Source organism: Rhodococcus sp. BH5, from assembly GCF_027583855.1.
GTDB lineage: Bacteria > Actinomycetota > Actinomycetes > Mycobacteriales > Mycobacteriaceae > Rhodococcus_F > Rhodococcus_F qingshengii.
Genome location: NZ_JAJHVW010000008.1, coordinates 233,560 through 251,125, shown reverse-complemented (window position 1 = coordinate 251,125; position 17,566 = coordinate 233,560). Strand labels below are relative to the sequence as shown.

Below are 17,566 nucleotides of genomic sequence, written 5' to 3'. Positions count from 1 at the left end.
GATCGAGGGACGTGCGATGACCACCATCACCAAACCCTGGGACGACGTCGCGGACAAGAACGTCGTGCTCAGATTCATCGACACCAATCTCAAAGGGTCCGGGCAGGTGATGTTCCAGGGCAATGCGCTGACGGGCCTGCTGTTTCTGGTCGGTATCTTCTGGGGAGCGATAGCCGCGGACACGATCACCGTCGCAATTGGTGCCGAGGTGGGTCTGGTGGTATCCACCGTCACCGGCATGATGCTGCACTCCGACGACGATTCGATGCGTATCGGCCTGTACGGATACAACGGAATTCTTGTGGGAGTTGCCTTTCCGACGTTCCTTGCCGGGGGCGTGATGCTGTGGATCTACCTCGTGGTGGGAGCTGCCGCGTCGACGATCGCGTTCCTGGCCGTTGCCAATGTCTTCAAGACGTGGGGCGTACCGGCGCTGACCTTTCCGTTCAACTTCGTCAACTGGTTCTTCCTTCTTGCGGCGTTCCAGTTCCTGCGGATCGAAACGTCAGACCTCAGCGCGGGCCAGTTTCCCCAGCACATCGGGGACGCGTCAGTTCATGCCGACGTCACTTTCAGCTTCCTGTGGGACACGCTGTTCCGCAACGTCTCCCAGATCTTTCTGATCAACAACACCGTCACCGGCATTATCTTCGTGATCGCGCTGCTGGTCGCGTCGCGTTGGGCGGCGTTGTTCGCGCTCATCGGTTCCGCGATAGCGATGGGTTCGGTACTGGCGCTGGGCGCAAACACCGTCGACATCGGCAATGGTCTCTACGGGCTCAGTTCGGTGCTGACGGCAATTGCTCTCGGATCGGTGTTCTACAACCCGTCGTGGCGTGTGTTCGTCTACACCGTCTTCGGAGTACTGGTGACTGTTGTCATCCACGGCACGCTGGTGTCTGCCTTTGCTCCGATCAGCCTGCCGGCCGGAACGGGCCCGTTCGTCTTCGCGACGTGGCTGTTCCTGCTGCCGAAGAAGAAGTTCGTTCCCATCCAGCACGACACCATCGAGGGTGGAGCGGCCGAGGGCAAGGATTCGATCGCAAAGGCGAACGGATAGGGCTCGAACGGGCAGAAGTTCCTAGATCGTTCCGCTATGGCACCCTCGCGAACCGGTATCACTCGAGTATTGTCTGGCCTTCGGTAGTCGGGCATGGTCGAAGCATGACCGTGCAGGTAGTTGTGATGGGTGTGGCCGGTGCTGGAAAAAGCACCGTGGCAGTGGGTCTCGCCACGTCTCTCGGGGCAGACTTCGTCGACGGTGACGATCTGCACCCCGAGTCCAATGTCGCCAAAATGCGTTCGGGGACACCGTTGACCGACGAAGACCGTGTGCCGTGGCTCGACGCGATCGCGGCCTGGCTTTCCGAGCGTGCCGATGCGGGACGAACAGGCGTCGTTGCCTGTTCGGCTCTGCGAAAGGACTATCGGGGCCGGTTGCGCCCGGACGGTCTCGACGTGCAGTTCGTCCACCTGGCCGGTGATTTCGAGACTATCTCCGCACGTATGCGTTTCCGCGCCGGGCACTTCATGCCGGAGAGTCTGCTCATCTCCCAGTTCGAGGCTCTCGAACCGCTTACAGACGACGAGCGCGGCATCACGCTGAATGTCGTCTCCGAACCGAGCACACTGGTGGGCGAGGCAGTCGACTACATCCATACATCTCAGAGGAGCGTCACAGCGTGAGTAGCACCGCAAGCCCCGGCCCGTTCGACATTTCCGGGAAGGTCGCGCTGGTGACGGGTTCGAGCCGAGGCATCGGCTCGGCCCTCGCGACTGGTCTCGCCGAGGCGGGTGCGGTGGTGGTGCTCAACAGCCGAAATTCCGACGTGCTCGAAGCCGAGCGTCGACGCATCGCCGACGCGACCGGCGCAACGGTGCACGCATACGCGTTCGACGTCACCGATTCGGCCGCCGTCCGGGATGCGGCGACACGCATCGAGGCGGAGGTCGGCCCGGTCGAGATCGTTGTCAACAACACCGGCGTGCAGCACCGCGCCCCGCTTCTCGAGTTCGGCGACGACGACTTCCGGCGTGTCATGGACACCAACCTGACCAGTGCGTTCTACGTCGGACGTGAATTCGCCCGCGGCATGGTCGAGCGCGGACACGGGAAGATCGTCAACATCTGCTCGGTGCAGAGCGAACTCGGCCGAGCGGGAATCGCACCGTACGCAGCCAGCAAGGGCGGGCTCAAGATGCTCACCCGCGGGATGTGCGCCGACTGGGCACCCTTCGGTTTGCAGATCAACGCGATCGCACCGGGATACTTCGACACCGAACTGACCTCTGCGCTGGTCAACGATCCGGAGTTCACCGCGTGGCTCGCCAAGCGGACACCCGCCGGACGTTGGGGCCGTACGGAGGAGCTGATCGGGTCGCTACTGTTCTTGGCCTCCCCGGCTTCGGATTTCGTCAACGGTCAGATCCTCTACGTCGACGGCGGAATGACGGCCGTCGTCTGATTGTCCGCTGTTAGATCGTCCGCTACTCGAACAGAAAGCACCCACATGACAGACGCCAGCGCCCCTCGCATCCACCTCGGTCCCGTCGAGGATCCTCACGTCGCCGACGGAATACGCCGAGCCGGTGGAGTTCTCGTTCCACTGGCAGACGCCGAGGGCGTCGTGTGGGTACACGGGCCGGAGACGTTCCCGTCGTCGCTACCCGATTCGGTTCGCTGGGTGCAGTTGCCGTTCGCCGGCATCGAGCCCTGGTTCGACGCCAAGGTGATCGACGACAAGCGGGTCTGGACGTCTGCTGCCGGAGCGTACGCGGGCAATGTTGCCGAACATACGATGATGCTTCTCCTCGCCGGAGTTCGTTCTCTCCCCGAACAATTGGCGGCGCAGTCGTGGCGCAAGGAAGAGTTCGACCCGCGGGTGGGCACTTTGCAGGGCTCGACAGTGGCGATCATCGGTTGCGGCGGAATCGGCCGTGCGTTGATCCCGTACCTCGCCGCGTCCAAAGTCAAGGTCATCGCGATCACCCGCTCCGGGACCCCTGTCGAGGGTGCTTCCGAAACGCTCTCGGCCGACCGCACCGGCGAAATCTGGTCCAAGGCAGATCACTTCGTGATCGCAGCACCGTCGACATCCGCGACGCGGCATCTGGTCGGCAAGGCCGAACTGAACCAGATGTCGGAGTCGAGCTGGATCGTGAACATCGCGCGTGGCACCCTCGTCGACACGGACGCATTGGTCGACGCACTGGAAGCCGGTTCGATCGGCGGGGCGGCACTGGACGTCACCGATCCCGAGCCGTTGCCGGACGGGCATCGGTTGTGGAAGCTGCCCAACGCGATCATCACTCCACACGTCGCCAACCCGGCTACGACGCTCACCCGCGTCCTGGCAGATCACGTTGCAGCCAACGTCGCCCGATTCGCCGCAGGTGAGGACCTCGCCGCCGTGATCGATCCGTCGGCGGGCTACTGACCGCTCGCGTTGGTTCCCTTCACGTAATCGGCAACGACGGTGCGCAGAACATCGCGCACCGCCTCGGCCGGTTTGGAGAGGGGCTGATTGGCCGGGGTGCCAAGGGAGACATGCACTTCGATGCCCGGCTCGATGCGTCGTAGCTCGAGCGCTTCGACGTCCATGACCCTGCGGGCCACCGACCACGGCAGAACCGTCGCGCCCAATCCGGTGCGTACGGCTTCGGACAGCGTCATCACCGATTCCACTTCGGCCACGACGTTCGGTTGCTGCTCTGCACGGTCGAAAGCCTGCTCCACCACCTTGCGGATGGTGTGCATCCGACCCGGAAGCAATAGTGGTAGTTCGGCGATCTCGGGCAGGGAGATGTCGGATCCCGATTCGCCTGCCAGTCCGGTACCGAACGGCGCAACCACCACCAGCTCCTCGGTGAGCAAGCGTTCGAACGTCACACCCTTGATCGGGCCGGCGTCGTACAACAACGCCAGATCCATGCGACCGGTCATCATCGCTTCGCTGAGCACGCCACCGAAGTTCTCGTTGATGTGCAACAAGATATTCGGGTGCTGCTCGCGCACACGGGCCAAGAGCGGCAAGGCGATTGCCGTCGCGGTGCTGTATGGGGCGAGGCCGACCGAGACGCCACCCGCCAGCGCCCGTCCGACCACGGACACCTCGGCCTGAGCACTCTCCACCTGACGCAGAATCACCTGAGCATGCCGATAGAGTGCGTGCCCCGCATCGGTCGGCTCGACACCCTGTTTGCTGCGGATCAGAAGTTGCTGACCGAACTGCGTTTCCAGCGACGTCATCTGTTGGCTCAGGGCGGGTTGTGCGATGTGCAGGATGTCGGCGGCTCGGGTGATGCTGCCGGCATCGACAATTCGTACGAACGAGTAGAGCCTTCTCGTGTCCATGCTGTGCAAACTACCAGCTCAACGGACATATCGAATTCCGATCACCCCAACGCGAAACGGTATTAACAACCCTTTGGCGTTCCTGAGTAGCGTCCCAGAAACACCGAAGTCGACACACAGAACTTCGACAGTCGGACCAACCACGGGCAACGGCGCCCGTACGAACAAGTAAACGAACCGGAAGGACCGAAATGGCAACCAGCATCGATCTTGTCGCCGATCTCGGCGAAGGTTTCGGCACGTGGACCATGGGCGCCGACGATGCTCTGCTCGACACGCTGACTTCGGCCAACATCGCTTGCGGATTCCATGCAGGCGATCCACGAACCATGGATGCGACCGTGCGGGGGTGCGTATCGCGCGGTATCGGCATCGGCGCGCATCCGAGTTTTCCGGACCTCGCCGGATTCGGACGTCGCGCGATGGATCTCAGTGAGAACGAGGTCCGAACCGACGTGCTGTTCCAACTCGGCGCCCTTCACGCCTTTGCGGTCGCGAACGGAACGTCGTTGTCGCACATCGCTCCCCACGGCAAACTCGGGAATCTTGTTGCTGTACGCCAGGATTACGCGCGCGCCGTCGTCGATGCGGTCGCGGCCTTCGATCCGTCGTTGATCGTGCTCGCCCAGGACGGGGCGTTGGCCGACGAGGCGACTGCCCGCGGATTGAGCGTCGGCATCGTCGGAATCGCGGATCGCGCATACAACTCCGACGGAACTCTCGTGCCCCGCAGCGAGCCGGGAGCGGTGATTCACGACGTCGACGTTCTGGTCGAGCGGACCGTTCGGATGGTGGTCGAGGAAGTCGTCGAAGCTGTGGACGGCACGTTGATCCCGGTTGTCGCCGATACGGTCCTCGTGCACGGTGACAACCCCGGTGCCGTCGCGAACGCGAAGGCGATTCGCGCCGCGCTCGAGGCCGCCGGTGTCACCATTGCGCCGCTGACCCGGGTCGTGGCGTCACGGCGGGCCCGTGATGTCGGGTGTTCCGCGTGAAGACCTACGTCGCCGACTGCGGTGACGCCGCCGTTCGCGTCAGTGTCAGCGGCGGGACCGCCGAGCAGAACTGGAACACCGTTCGATCGATCGCTGCACGTTTCGATCGCGGTGCCGACGGCATCGTCAGCGTCATCCCGACATACGACGCCCTGCTGGTCGAGTTCGACAACCTCCTCACCGACCACGACGCCGTCCGCGGCCTGGTTCGCGAAGCAACGACTATCCCCCGACCACTGGAAGGTGAACCTAGGACGTTCGAGATCCCCGTCGTCTACGGGGGCGAACACGGCCCGGACCTGGGTGATACAGCGCGGTTTCTCGGCGTCACCGAAGCCGAAGTGGTGCGCCTTCACTCCGCAGCCCCGTTGGTCATGCGTTGCTACGGCTCACCCGGCGGCGCCCCGATGCTCGACGGCCCGGCGTTCGGCCTTCCCATCCCGCGCCGATCGAGCCCGCGACCGCACGTCGCGGCCGGTTCCGTTGCGGTGGCCGGACGTCAGGCAGTCGTTTCGGCCAGGCCTGCGCCCGGCGGTTGGGCAGTGATCGGCCGGACCCCGCTCATCTTGGTCGATCCGGCGTCGGAGCAGATTTCTGCCTACCGCCCGGGCGATCTGTTCGTCTTCCGTGCGATCGACGCCGATCGCTGGGACGACTTCGACGGACGCTCGCTCCTGCCCGTAGGGGGTGATCCTCATGGCTGAGACCGTCACCGTCCTGACTCCCGGAATCAGCTCCGTCCAGGATTTGGGGCGTGGATCGGCGTCACAGTTCGGTCAGGCGACGGGCGGCGCAGCCGACCAGATCAGCGCGGAGATCGCCAACGCGTTGGTGGGTAGTAGGCGCGAGGCCCCGCTACTGGAGTTGACGGCCCTCGACTTTTCAGCGTCGGCGTCCACGGATCTGCTGATCGCCGTCACGGGTGCACCCGCAACGGTGACGGTGGACGGACATCGGCAACCGCAGTGGGAACCGATCGTCTGGCGAGCCGGTCAGCGGCTTGCCGTCACCGGAATCCACGACGGATTGCGCGTCTACGTCGCCGTCCACGGAGAGCTGACGGCCGACTACCTCCTGGGCAGCTGCGCTCCCGACCAGGTCCTCGGATTCGGCCGTCACTTGACCGCGGGGGAGACGCTGGTCGTCGACACCGACTGCCCGCCGATCGACCACCCGGTCTTCCGGCTACCGCTGTTCCGGTTGTTGCCCGACCGACCGTCCTTCGGCAACGTGTGGACGCTCGAGGTGACCGACGGCCCCGACATCGACGACTTCGGGGAGAGTGCAGCCGCGCTGTTCGGCACCGAATTCGTGGTGGGCGATCAGAGCAATCACATCGGGCTTCGGCTGGCATCTACCGATGAGCAGCCGCTCCCACAGCGCACCGGCACCGGCGAGGTCCTCTCGCGCGGCGTCCCCATCGGTGCCGTCGAAGTACCCGCTGGCAACGAACTTCTGGTCCTGCATCGAGGTAGAGGCGTCACCGCCGGTTATCCGGTGCTGGCAGTCGTCACCACCGTTTCACTCTCACAGCTGGGACAGGCCCGACCCGGGCACCGCGTCCGATTCCGGAACTGCAGCGTCGCAACGGCGGTTGCAGAGCACCGCGAACAGCAGCACCGCATCGCCTTGCTGAGGCGGCGTGTGGAGAACGTATTCACCACCCTCCGGATACCTCTTCACACCTCGGAAGCCCGAGTACCGAGCCACGTCGGCACCACACGCCCCGCGAGCGCTCCGCGCCGCGCGTCTATTTTGGAGACAGCATGACCAACACCATCGAAGCGGTAGACGGCCAGGTAGCCGACCCGCGCAAGGTCCGGAAAGTCGTCGCAGCGGGCTGCGTCGGCATCTTCGTCGAGCTCTACGACAACGGTGTCTTCGCGTTCATGGCGACGGCACTGGCCATCGTGTTCTTCGACGTATCGAAGTCGAGCGACGCGCTGATGCTGGTGTTCGCCGGCTACGCGGTCTCGTTCTTCGTTCGGCCCCTCGGCGCGGTGGTCTGCGGCATCCTCGGCGACCGGATCGGTCGACAGAAGATGTTGGTGTTCGTCATCATGCTGATCAGCGTGGCGACCGCCGGTATCGGCTTGCTGCCCACCTACGCGGCCATCGGTATCGCGGCACCGGCACTGCTGATCTTTCTGCGGATCGTGCAGGGATTCTCCGTCGGTGGTGAAGCTGCCGGCGCCATGACGTTCCTCGCCGAACACGCCCCGGAAGGCAAGCGCGGCTTGATCACGAGCTACGCGCAGATCGCGTCGTTCCTCGCACTGCTGACCGGAACGATGATCGCGTTTGCCATGTCGCCGTGGCTCAACGCCGACGCGATCAACGGCGGCGGACTCGCATCGTGGGCGTGGCGCATCCCGTTCCTCATGGCCATTCCGATGGGAATCATCGGCTGGTACATCCGCCGCGCGATCTCCGATACCCCGAACTTCGAGCGGCTCAAGGAATCCGGCGGTTTGTCGCGCAATCCGCTCAAGGAAGCATTCTCCACTCCCGAACACCGTCGCGCCATGATCCTCGCCCTGTTCATCCCCTTGATGAATGGTTCCGGCTACTACGTTCTGTTCTCGTACATGCCCACGTTCCTCAAAGGCGATCAGATCGGATTCTCGACCGGGACAGCGCTTCTCGTCACCGCATCCAGCCTGGTCGCGATCTGCTTCGCGATTCCGTTCATGGGTGCTCTCTCCGACCGGATCGGTCGCAAGAAGGTCATCGCCGGTGCAGCTGCGGCAATGGCGATCGGAGCGATCCCCTGCTATGCCATGATCGTGACCGGCAACGTCGGCCTCGCCGTTCTCGGTGCCTGCCTCATGGCAGTGATCTTCGCCGGGCACACAGCCGTCATCCACATCCTGATCGTCGAACTGTTCCCCACGCGGGTTCGCTACTCCGCCTACGGTTTGGGTTACAACATCTCGTCCGCACTCTTCGGTGGTACCGCACCGTTGTTGATGACCTGGTTGATCCCCGAATTCGGTATCTACGTTCCCGCCTTCTACGCGGTCATCACTGCAATCGGCACGCTGATCGCGGTCAGCACCATCACCGATCGCGCCCACGTTCCGCTACGCGACACTCTGTGACTTCTCGCGTGAGTCACTCCTGATCCGGCCCGGTGGCCGCCTGCAGTCCGCGGCGGCCGCCGGGTCATACCAATTTCTTCCTGTAGGAGCACACAATGCCTTTCTCCGATTACCGCACAGCTCTCGTCACCGGCGCCAACACCGGAATGGGTGCCGCCGTCACCGAGATGTTCACCAAGCGCGGACTGACGGTCTACGGCGTCGCCCGCAATGCCGACAAGCTCGGTGAGGTTGCCGATCGCACCGGAATGATCCCTCTGCCCGTGGACATCACCGACACCGCCGCGCTCGCCGAAGCTGTCGGCGGACTGGAGATCGACATCCTCGTCAACAACGCGGGGGTGTCCGCAACCGGAAACATTCTCGACGCCGAAGAAGCATCGGTCGACGCGATGGTGGACGTGAATCTTCGTGCAGTGCTGCACCTGTGCCGCATTCTGCTGCCGGGAATGGTGGAGCGCGATCTAGGTCATGTCGTCAACATCAGCTCCATCGCCGGCCTGTACAACTTCTACGGCCACACTGCCTACCACGCGACCAAGGCTGCGGTGCACCAGATTTCGCGCCAGCTGCGAAACGACTGCATCGGCAAGCGGATTCGAGTGACCGAGATCTGCCCCGGCCGGGTCGAGACCGAGATCTTCGGTCGCAACCTCGGCGGCACGCCCGAAGCCATGAAGGAAGCGTGGGAGACCTTCTACGAAGGCTACGAATCCATCACTACCAAGGACATCGCGGATACCATCGAGTTCGCGATCGACGCTCCTGGTCACGTCAATCTTGGTCTCATCGAGGTGCTCCCCACCTTCCAGGTGCCCGGTGGCCTCGACTTCATCCGTCGCAACGACTGAGAGAGCGCATCATGAGTTTTGTACTACCGGAAACGACGCTCGGAGTGGTGGCCCATGCGGCAGGTGACCTGCGGGTCGAGCATGTTGCGTTGACTGCGCCGACCGCCGAGCAGGCAGTGATCGAGATCGCTTACGGCGGTGTGTGTGGATCAGATCTGCACTACTGGACGCACGGCGCGGCGGGGGAGTCGATTCTGAAGGCACCGATGCTGCTCGGTCACGAGGTGGTCGGCACGGTCGTGACGGCCGCGGCGGACGGAACGGGGCCGGCAGTTGGAACTTCCGTGGCCGTACACCCCGCAACGCCCGGTGGGACCGCGCCTCGGTTCCCGAGCGATCGGCCCAACCTCTCGCCCTGCTGCACATACCTGGGAAGTGCAGCGCAGTACCCACACACCGAGGGCGCCTTCGTGAAATACGCAGTGCTCCCGACACGCATGCTCCGGGAACTGCCCGAGGGGTTGGACCTGCGGACTGCGTCGGTAGCCGAACCGGCAAGCGTTGCCTGGCACGCTGTTTCGCGAGCGGGAGACGTACGCGGGAAGAAGGCGCTGGTCGTCGGCTGCGGACCCATCGGCGCACTGGTCGTGGCTGTGCTCAGACGAGCAGGCGCGCAGTCGATCACCGCGGTCGACGTGCACGACGTTCCGCTGCAGATCGCGTCGACGCTCGGTGCGGATCGGGTTCTCGAGGCCACCGACGCCGAGGCAGTCGCCGCATCCGATGCCGACGTGGTCGTCGAGTGCACCGGCAATCATCGCGGGCTCGAATCCGCTATTCGCGGGGCGACGCGCGGTGGACGGGTGGTCATGCTCGGGCTTCTTCCGTCCGGACCTCAACCGGTACACATTTCGCTGGCGATCACGCGAGAGTTGGAGTTGGTGGGCTCATTCCGCTTCAACGACGAAATCGACGAGGTGCTGCTCGCCCTCGCCGACGGTTCGCTTGCTGTCGATGCTGTTCTCACACACGAATATCCGGTCGAGGAAGCTCTGGAAGCTTTCGCAGTCGCCAAGGATGCTTCGGTGTCGGGGAAGGTGCTGTTGCGGTTCTGAGTCCTTCGACCCTGTGCGCCTTTATTAACCGCGGGCGGTTAATAAAGGCGCACAGCAGGTTATTCGACCACCAGGCCCTTGGCTTCCAGCAGGGCAGTCAGATTGCTCACCTCGAGTGGGGTCTCGCCCCGCTTGTAACGCTCGATGTACCCGGCTTCGGCTTCGTCACGGGCACGCGAGAGTTCGATTGCCTCGGCAACCTCCTCGCGGCGGACCACGACAACGCCGTCGCAGTCACCCTTGACGACGTCACCGGGATAAATGACCTGTTCTCCGAAGACCAGGGGATGGTTGATCGGGCCGAGAGATTCCTTGACGGTTCCCTCGATGTACACGTGCTTGGAGAAGACGGGGAATCCGAGTTCGCGGATCTCCCGGGTATCGCGCACTCCGCCGTCGGTGACCAGTGCGGTAATGCCGCGCGCAACACAGGCATTGGCGAGGACATCGCCGAACTGGCCGGCGGCTTGATCACCTGAAGAGACGATCAGGACGTCACCCGGCTGTGCGTAGCTGATCGCAACCTGCAGCATGAGGTTGTCACGGGGATGGCACTTGACTGTGAAGGCGGAGCCGCAGAACTTCATGTCGCGGTCGATCGGTTTGATCGCCGGATGCAGCGACCCCTTACGTCCCTGTGCCTCGTGAATCGTGGCCGCGGAGAACGTCCCCAGTTCGGCAATCAGGTCCTTGTCCGCGCGATCAATTTTCGTCTTGACGTGAATCATCTTGTACTCCAGAAAGTATGAAAGATCAGGAAAGGCGTTCGACTGCCGCGGCGATCTGTGCCGCGGCCTTTTCGAGGACAGCCTCGGATGTGGCGAAGGAGATGCGGAAGTACGGCGATGCGCCGTAAGCCGAACCCTGAATGGTGGCAACCGACGCCTCGTCGAGGAGATAGAGGACGAGATCCTGGTCGGACTCGATCACGGTGCCATCCGGGGTCTGCTTGCCGATCAAGCCGGCACAGTTGACGAACAGGTAGAACGCACCCTGCGGCACGACGGGCTCGAGCCCGGGGACAACACTGAGGAGGTGAGCCGAGAGGTCGCGTCGTCGTCGGTAACTTCGTACGGATTCGGTGAGGAAACTCTGGTCGCCGGTGAGGGCTTCCACGGCTGCGGCCTGGCTGATCGAGGACGGGCAGGAAGAACTCTGACCCTGCAGTTTGTTGACGGCGCCGATCAATCCGGAATTTCCGAGTCCGTATCCGAGTCGCCACCCGGTCATGGCATGAGACTTGGAGACTCCGTTGGTGACCAGTACCTGATCACGGAGGTGCGGAGCGACCTGCAGCAGACTCGGGATCGGAGCGTCGCCGAAGTTGATCTCGTCGTAGATCTCGTCGACCAACACACTGACATGGGGATTGGCCTCGATCACTTCGGCGAGGGCCTGCAGCTGCTCGCGGGTGTACACAGATCCGGTGGGGTTGCCCGGGGCATTGAGGATGACCCACTTGGTGTTCGAAGTGATTGCAGCGGATAGTGCTTCGGCTGTGAGAAGAAAGTTGTCGGACTCCTCGCACTGAACGATCACCGGAGTTCCGTCGTGAGCGAGGACCATATCCGGGTACGAAACCCAGTAAGGGGCGGGAACGATAACCTCGACGCCGGCTTCGACCGTCGCCATGAGAGCGAGGAAGATGACCTGTTTCGCGCCGCCGCCGACGGTGATCTGGTTGTCCGCGTACTGGATTCCGGTTCGCGAAGCCGCGCGTGCTGCGATTGCCTCGCGTAGAGCCGGGATGCCGTTGACTGCGGTGTACTTGGTCTGACCCGTGTTGATCGCAGTGATCGCCGCAGACTTGATGTTGTCGGGTGTGTCGAAATCGGGCTCCCCGACGGTCAGGTCGAGTATTTCACGGCCCTGGGCCTTCAGCTCGCGCACTCGTTGTGCGGCAGCCACACTCGGCGACTCCCTGATTCTGTCGACGCGCGCAGCCGGAACGAAAGTCGCCATGATGGTCTGCTCCTGGGTCCGGGGTGAGCGTGGATTCCCGTCGTCGACGAGCCACAGTTCTCACTCGGTGATCCGTTCGACCATAGGGTCCTACCAGGGCATCTGACCAAGACCGAACCGTTGTGGCCCGATAAGCAAACGTGATGGAGCGGCGACGGAATCAGACCGACAGAACGCGCAGATCCTCGAGACCGTCCACGACGGGAACTCGCCACGACGCAAGCTCTTCCGGTCCCTGCTCGTCCCACAATTCGAACAGTTCCGAATCGGTCGATGCGATGGTGCGCTCCACCATTTCGATCAACCAGGTGAGCCGTTCGCTGGTCAGGGCCGCGGTGAAGGAATCGAGATCGAGGTCTTCGGTGGCGGGGTCGCGCTTGTGATCGGCGCGCACGATCAGCACCAATTCGAGCAAGGCGATGGCGATTTGGCCGCCGTCCACCTCGAGGTAGTCGTCCTCGAATGCCCACTCCACCGATTCGAAGGTGAAGTCACCGTGCCCGATGGACGCGATCAAATCCCCTGCACCGTCGTTCTCGAACGGTCCCGATCCCCACGCGCCCACTGTCTACTCTTTTCCGATTGCCGTCTCAGCGCGCTTCGAGCGCGATCTTCGCTCCGAATCCTAGAAGAACTGTTCCGGTTATGCGCTCGAGTGCCTGTCGCACTCGGGGCTTCTCGAAGGTGCTACGCGCTCGCGAGAGAAGGACCACGTAGCCACTGAGCCACACGATGGTGATGGCTGCGTGGATGAGCACCAGCAATGCAAGCGACGGTCCCGTCGGCCACCCGGCCGGAACCAACTGCGGCAACAGTCCGGTGTAGAAGACGGCGATCTTGGGGTTGAGCAGGTTGGTGGTGAAGCCCGTCTTCCATGTCCCGGCCTTCTGCGATCGTGGAGCGTCGGCATTGTGTTGCATCCGCGACGTCCGGCTCTCCCACAGTGCTCGCACACCGAGATAGATCAGGTAAGCCGCGCCGGCGAGCTTGACCACCGTGTACGCCTCGGCCGACGCGGCGAGGATCGCCGAAAGCCCGAGGACGGTCAACAGACCCCACACCAGAAGGCCCGAGACGATGCCGGCCGCTACCCGGAAACCGGCGGATCTGCCCGCGCCGAGAGCAGCCTGCGTCACGACGGCCATGTCGGGCCCGGGGACCAGAGTCAGTAGGGCGAGCACAGCTGTGGCGGCGAGCAGAGCGGTCAGCATGCAACAAGTATGAAGTCGGGGTGGGGAGCATTGTCGGCCGGTGGTGTCGGGCCTGTGAACAAAGAGTGGCGCGGCGGTGTGAACTGCATGGACACGCCCGGAAACCGGCGTCTCGCGAGCCCTGTTCGACAAAGTTATGCACACTGTGGGGAAACGAATCGTTGCAGGTAGGAGGAATAACTCTGTTGTAATTCATCCTTTTGTCCACAGGTTATGCACAACTGGGAAGTGGATGTGAATGAAGTTATCCACACCTGTGTGTGCATCGGTGGAGAACTGTCCAACTCCATTGGATACCCGCGAGTAATAAATCCCAACCAGTGGGTTGACCCCGGGACGTTCGTCCTGTCCAATCGAGGGTCAGCGGTAGTCGTGCGATGCTCAGGGGGCGCTTGACGGATGCGGAGATTTGGGTTTGTCGGGATTGTGTTGGTCGTGCTCGCGCTTGTCGTGGGCGGAGTGGCGTATGCCGAACCGGCACCTGAAAACCCACCAGGAGATTCGGCCGGTCAGGCCGGGGCTCACATCAATCGCATAGAGCAGTTGTCGCCCACACGCAGTGCCGTGTTCGTCGAGTCGCCGGCCATGCGACGCGAGGTACAAGTGCAGGTTCTGCATCCAGCGTCGAGCGCCGGTTCACGTCCGTCCTTCTACCTACTCGACGGCGTCAGTGCCGGTTCGGAATCCGGATACTCCGAAAGCACCTGGACTCAAAAGACCGACATCGAAGCGTTTTTCGCCGACAAGAACGTCAACGTCGTTCTCCCTGTTGGCGGTACCGGCAGTTTCTACACCAACTGGAAGAACGACGATCCGAACCTCGGTGTGAACAAGTGGGAATCGTTTCTCGCTGAAGAGCTTCCGGCGTTGATCGATTCTGCGTTTTCCGGAAATGGGACGAATGTGGTCGGCGGGGTGTCCATGGGTGCGCTCGGCGCGGCCAACCTCATCACACATCACCCGAAGCTCTATACCGGATTGGCCTCGTACAGTGGCTGTCTCGACAACTCCGAATCGTCCTCGCAGGATTCCGTGCGGCTCACCGTGGCCAGCAAGGCGGGCGACGCCACCAACATGTGGGGCCCGGCGTCGGACCCCGACTGGCAAAAGCACGACCCGTCCACCAACGCGGAAACGCTGCGAGGGAAGACGATCTACGTGTCCTCCGGTACAGGTGCGCCCGGAGAATACGACAACGTCTTCACCCCGAGTGGACTGCAGACCGCCATCGAAGGCGGACCGCTCGAGGCGCTCGCTAATACGTGCACACAACTGTTCGAAGCGAGGTTGGGCGAGTTGTCGATTCCCGCAGTATTCGCGTATCGGAACGACGGCACCCATTCGTGGCCGTACTGGCAAGACGCGCTTCACGATTCCTGGCCGACGGTGAAGACGGCGCTGGGAATGTGAGCTGAGAACTACTCGGCCAGTGCCAGTTCGAGCAATTGGAGGGCGCCGTCACGGGTCTGCGCAGCCGCGATGAACCCGGCCTTGTGGCAGAAGACCGAACTGTCGACGCCCGTCTGGGCGGCAAGATCCGAGCCGTTCAGGCCGCGCCACGGCTCCGGCAACAGCTTTCGTGAACCGAACTTGGAGTCAGCAGGCTTGACCGTCTGAATCGACCAGCCGCCGTTGGTGTTCGGGAAGATGGTGAACAGCAGCTCTGGCTGGGCCGACGCGGCGCGGCCGTGGGGAACGAAGCGTTCCAGCACGACGAAGCGCGGATCCGTTGCTTTTTCGTAGGTCTCGGTGAACTCGCGCTCGGCCGCCGCGTCGCCGGCATACTTGGCGCGCAGGCGAATCAAGACCTGGGTTGCGAGAACGACGGCCAGCTCGAACTGGGTGTCGAACTCCTCGTCGGTGGACGAGATCGGATTGAAAAGGTCCAGCACGGACGACAGATCAAAAGGCTTGGTGCCGTAGTCGTTGAGGGTGTAGATCTCTTGGCCGTTGTCGACGGCGTCGATGCCCTCGACCAGTCGGCTGTCGATACGGCGGAACACGGAGGCGTCGCCTTCACAGAACTGCAGGCCGTATTCCTGCCAGAGCAGACCGAAGGCGGAGTACAGGATGCCGTTGCTGCGCTCGCCGGCATCACGCTGGTGATGGTCGAAGCGCCCCTCGGCCGGGTTGTAGCGACCGCCGACGTCGAGCACGATGTCCGCGCTGCCTAGGACGGACTCGTCACGGCTGCGAACGACGGTGGCGTCGGGGTACAGCTGCTTGAGCAGCGATACGCCGAAGACGTCGTCTGCATGGAACTTGCCGTTATGGGTCGCGATGATCACCCGTCGAGACTAGGCAATCGAGCGCGGGGATGCCTAGTCAGCCGATGGTGCGGATGCGGTCGGTGGCAGGTGGCGAGACCGGTGACCCGGCTGCGAACAGGGCAGTCAAGGCGTCGAGGTCGTTGCCCGCGCCGGTCATCTGGGTGGAGTTCTTCAGTGCGGTGAAACCGTCCCCGCCCTCGGCGAGGAACTTGTTCACCACGACGCTGTAGACGCCGTCGGGGGCGATGTCCTGCCCGTTCAAGCGCATTTCCGAGATTCGCGAGCCCGGCGCTGCTCGCCGGTCCATGGCGTAGGTGAAGCCCGCGGACGGGGAGAGGATGCGCTCGGTAGCGGTGCCGTCGAGGTCGATCTGGAATTGCTGTTCGAGAGCGTCCTTCAACACCGCTCCTGTGACGGAGAGCACCTCGAGGCTGTTACCGAAGGGTTGAACACCGTAGGCCTGGCGGTAGGTGACCTGGCCGGAAGTGCCGAAGTCCAAGTCCTCGCGCATGCCGCCGGGGTTCGTCAACGCTAGTTGGGCGCCTCGTGTCGATCCGGCGGCGAGTTGAGCGTCGGCGACCAGGTTGCCGAGTGTCGATTCGCCGCTGGGTACCCGGTCCCGTGTCAGATCGGCGGTGATGGTCCCCACCGGTCGCTGAGCGCTTTCCGATGCCTCCGACCAGGCTCGGTCGGCGAGCGCCTGAATATCGGGATCCGGCGAAATATCGTGTGTCACTATCTGATTGAACGCGGACGTCTGATCGCGAACGACCTCGCGGGTGTTGCGATCGATGGTGACGTCTGCGACGGACACGATCCGGCCGTGCGAAGCGCCCTGCATCACGACTCTGGGATTGCCTGCGGGATCAGGGAATTCGCAGTTGTACTGCTGGTGGCTGTCGGCGGTGAAGATGACGTCCACCTTCGGTGACGCACGAAGGGCGATGTCGCGGGCCGGCCCGGACTCGACGTTGCAGTCGTTGGGCCCACCTTCGACGGCCGGTTCGTCCCCACGGTGCAGGAGGACGGTGATGGCTTTGACGCCGAAGAAGTCGAGGACGTCGGCGGTGCGGTTGATCGCTTCGACCTCGTCGCCGAACTGCAGATCGGCGATCCCACCCGGTGTCACGATCTGCGACGTGTTGGCGGGGGATATCGCGATGACTCCGAGCGGAATGCCGTCGACCATGTTCACGGTGAAGGGCAGCGTGGCCGGGGTGCCGTTGGTGTACGTCATGTTCGCGGCCATCAGCGGGAAGTTGGCGCCGCCGAAGGACGGACTGAACGTGCACGCATCGACGGCGGAGCAACCGCCGGACTGCATGCGTCGGAACTCGGCGAGCCCTTTGTCCAGTTCGTGGTTGCCGATCGCGGAAGCGTCGATCTTCATCCGGTTCAGGAGTTCGACCGTCGGTTCGTCGTTGAACATCGCCGACTCGAGCGCCGACGATCCCCAGTTGTCACCGACCGAATACAGCAGCGAGTTGGTGGCTTGGCTGCGAAGTTGCGTCACGTAGGCCGCGAGATACGCCGCGCCACCTGCGGGAGTGAGCGAGCCGTCGGCCTGCCTGATCTCGCTGCGAACACCTTCCGGCGGGCGGAGACTGCCGTGCAGATCGTTGAACGCCAACAGACGTACCGACACCGTGTCCTGGGACTCTGCGTTGGCGACGCCACTCAGGGAGGTCGCGGTGGTGGCGAGAAGGGTCGTTGCGAGCACGGCACACGTTCGTGTCATGCGTCGCGTCATGCGTCGTGCTCCCTCGC

At 63.2% G+C, this 17,566-nt stretch carries 18 protein-coding genes; 11 read left to right on the top strand and 7 right to left on the bottom strand.

Annotation, left to right across the window (positions count from 1 at the left end):
• Positions 1-16 precede the first annotated feature (16 nt).
• The 4 genes from yut (at position 17) to RhoBH5_RS21430 (ending at position 3,437) form a co-directional block, all read left to right on the top strand.
• Positions 17-1,060 (top strand): urea transporter, encoded by a 1,044-nt coding sequence (gene yut / locus RhoBH5_RS21445; RefSeq protein ID WP_270008761.1) that lies wholly within the window; start codon positions 17-19, stop codon positions 1,058-1,060.
• A 104-nt stretch (positions 1,061-1,164) separates the two neighbouring features.
• Positions 1,165-1,686, top strand: coding sequence for a gluconokinase (locus RhoBH5_RS21440; protein WP_030535782.1), 522 nt, complete (start codon positions 1,165-1,167; stop codon positions 1,684-1,686).
• Complete coding sequence (locus RhoBH5_RS21435; protein ID WP_007731708.1) at positions 1,683-2,465, top strand: SDR family oxidoreductase; 783 nt, start codon at positions 1,683-1,685, stop codon at positions 2,463-2,465. The genes RhoBH5_RS21440 and RhoBH5_RS21435 overlap by 4 nt, the downstream gene beginning before the upstream one ends.
• Before the next feature lie 45 nt (positions 2,466-2,510).
• Complete coding sequence (locus RhoBH5_RS21430; RefSeq protein ID WP_270008760.1) at positions 2,511-3,437, top strand: D-isomer specific 2-hydroxyacid dehydrogenase family protein; 927 nt, start codon at positions 2,511-2,513, stop codon at positions 3,435-3,437.
• On the opposite strand, the gene nac is transcribed toward RhoBH5_RS21430, so the two are convergent.
• On the bottom strand, positions 3,431-4,354 hold the full coding sequence (nac, locus tag RhoBH5_RS21425) for a nitrogen assimilation transcriptional regulator NAC (protein ID WP_030535780.1): 924 nt from the start codon (positions 4,352-4,354) through the stop codon (positions 3,431-3,433). The two genes, RhoBH5_RS21430 and nac, sit on opposite strands and share 7 nt — an antisense overlap.
• Positions 4,355-4,545: 191 nt before the next feature.
• Between nac and RhoBH5_RS21420 the strand changes: the two genes are divergently transcribed.
• From RhoBH5_RS21420 to RhoBH5_RS21395, 6 genes are all read left to right on the top strand, one after another.
• On the top strand, positions 4,546-5,349 hold the full coding sequence (locus RhoBH5_RS21420) for a LamB/YcsF family protein (protein WP_030535779.1): 804 nt from the start codon (positions 4,546-4,548) through the stop codon (positions 5,347-5,349).
• A complete protein-coding gene (locus tag RhoBH5_RS21415) occupies positions 5,346-6,053 on the top strand; it encodes a 5-oxoprolinase subunit B family protein (protein WP_230793304.1) in 708 nt (235 codons plus the stop codon). The genes RhoBH5_RS21420 and RhoBH5_RS21415 overlap by 4 nt, the downstream gene beginning before the upstream one ends.
• The gene (locus tag RhoBH5_RS21410; RefSeq protein ID WP_042447693.1) at positions 6,046-7,119 is read left to right on the top strand and encodes a biotin-dependent carboxyltransferase family protein; all 1,074 of its coding nucleotides are present in this window, start codon (positions 6,046-6,048) and stop codon (positions 7,117-7,119) included. Before RhoBH5_RS21415 ends, RhoBH5_RS21410 begins: the two co-directional genes overlap by 8 nt.
• The gene (locus RhoBH5_RS21405) at positions 7,116-8,450 is read left to right on the top strand and encodes an MFS transporter (protein WP_047271513.1); all 1,335 of its coding nucleotides are present in this window, start codon (positions 7,116-7,118) and stop codon (positions 8,448-8,450) included. Before RhoBH5_RS21410 ends, RhoBH5_RS21405 begins: the two co-directional genes overlap by 4 nt.
• A 95-nt stretch (positions 8,451-8,545) precedes the next feature.
• Positions 8,546-9,301 (top strand): SDR family oxidoreductase, encoded by a 756-nt coding sequence (locus tag RhoBH5_RS21400; protein WP_007731698.1) that lies wholly within the window; start codon positions 8,546-8,548, stop codon positions 9,299-9,301.
• Positions 9,302-9,312: 11 nt separating this feature from the next.
• Positions 9,313-10,356 (top strand): L-idonate 5-dehydrogenase, encoded by a 1,044-nt coding sequence (locus RhoBH5_RS21395; protein WP_030535776.1) that lies wholly within the window; start codon positions 9,313-9,315, stop codon positions 10,354-10,356.
• A gap of 59 nt (positions 10,357-10,415) precedes the next feature.
• On the opposite strand, the gene RhoBH5_RS21390 is transcribed toward RhoBH5_RS21395, so the two are convergent.
• The 4 genes from RhoBH5_RS21390 to RhoBH5_RS21375 all read right to left on the bottom strand — a co-directional run bounded on the left by RhoBH5_RS21390 (position 10,416) and on the right by RhoBH5_RS21375 (position 13,529).
• Complete coding sequence (locus tag RhoBH5_RS21390) at positions 10,416-11,084, bottom strand: 4-carboxy-4-hydroxy-2-oxoadipate aldolase/oxaloacetate decarboxylase (RefSeq protein ID WP_007731695.1); 669 nt, start codon at positions 11,082-11,084, stop codon at positions 10,416-10,418.
• Between the two features lie 25 nt (positions 11,085-11,109).
• Positions 11,110-12,318 (bottom strand): aspartate transaminase, encoded by a 1,209-nt coding sequence (locus RhoBH5_RS21385; protein WP_007731694.1) that lies wholly within the window; start codon positions 12,316-12,318, stop codon positions 11,110-11,112.
• Positions 12,319-12,478: 160 nt separating this feature from the next.
• The gene (locus RhoBH5_RS21380) at positions 12,479-12,883 is read right to left on the bottom strand and encodes a DUF4259 domain-containing protein (RefSeq protein ID WP_007731693.1); all 405 of its coding nucleotides are present in this window, start codon (positions 12,881-12,883) and stop codon (positions 12,479-12,481) included.
• Positions 12,884-12,908: 25 nt separating this feature from the next.
• Positions 12,909-13,529: a LysE family translocator gene (locus RhoBH5_RS21375; protein WP_007731691.1), complete on the bottom strand. Its 621-nt coding sequence runs from the start codon at positions 13,527-13,529 to the stop codon at positions 12,909-12,911.
• A 399-nt stretch (positions 13,530-13,928) separates the two neighbouring features.
• Here RhoBH5_RS21375 and RhoBH5_RS21370 point away from each other — a divergent pair, with 399 nt between their 5' ends.
• Complete coding sequence (locus RhoBH5_RS21370) at positions 13,929-14,939, top strand: alpha/beta hydrolase (protein WP_030535774.1); 1,011 nt, start codon at positions 13,929-13,931, stop codon at positions 14,937-14,939.
• An 8-nt stretch (positions 14,940-14,947) separates the two neighbouring features.
• Here RhoBH5_RS21370 and RhoBH5_RS21365 read toward each other — a convergent pair whose 3' ends face one another.
• Both RhoBH5_RS21365 and RhoBH5_RS21360 read right to left on the bottom strand, forming a co-directional pair.
• Positions 14,948-15,817 (bottom strand): MYG1 family protein, encoded by an 870-nt coding sequence (locus RhoBH5_RS21365; RefSeq protein ID WP_047271521.1) that lies wholly within the window; start codon positions 15,815-15,817, stop codon positions 14,948-14,950.
• A 37-nt stretch (positions 15,818-15,854) separates the two neighbouring features.
• A complete protein-coding gene (locus RhoBH5_RS21360; protein ID WP_270008758.1) occupies positions 15,855-17,549 on the bottom strand; it encodes a bifunctional metallophosphatase/5'-nucleotidase in 1,695 nt (564 codons plus the stop codon).
• Positions 17,550-17,566 lie beyond the last annotated feature (17 nt).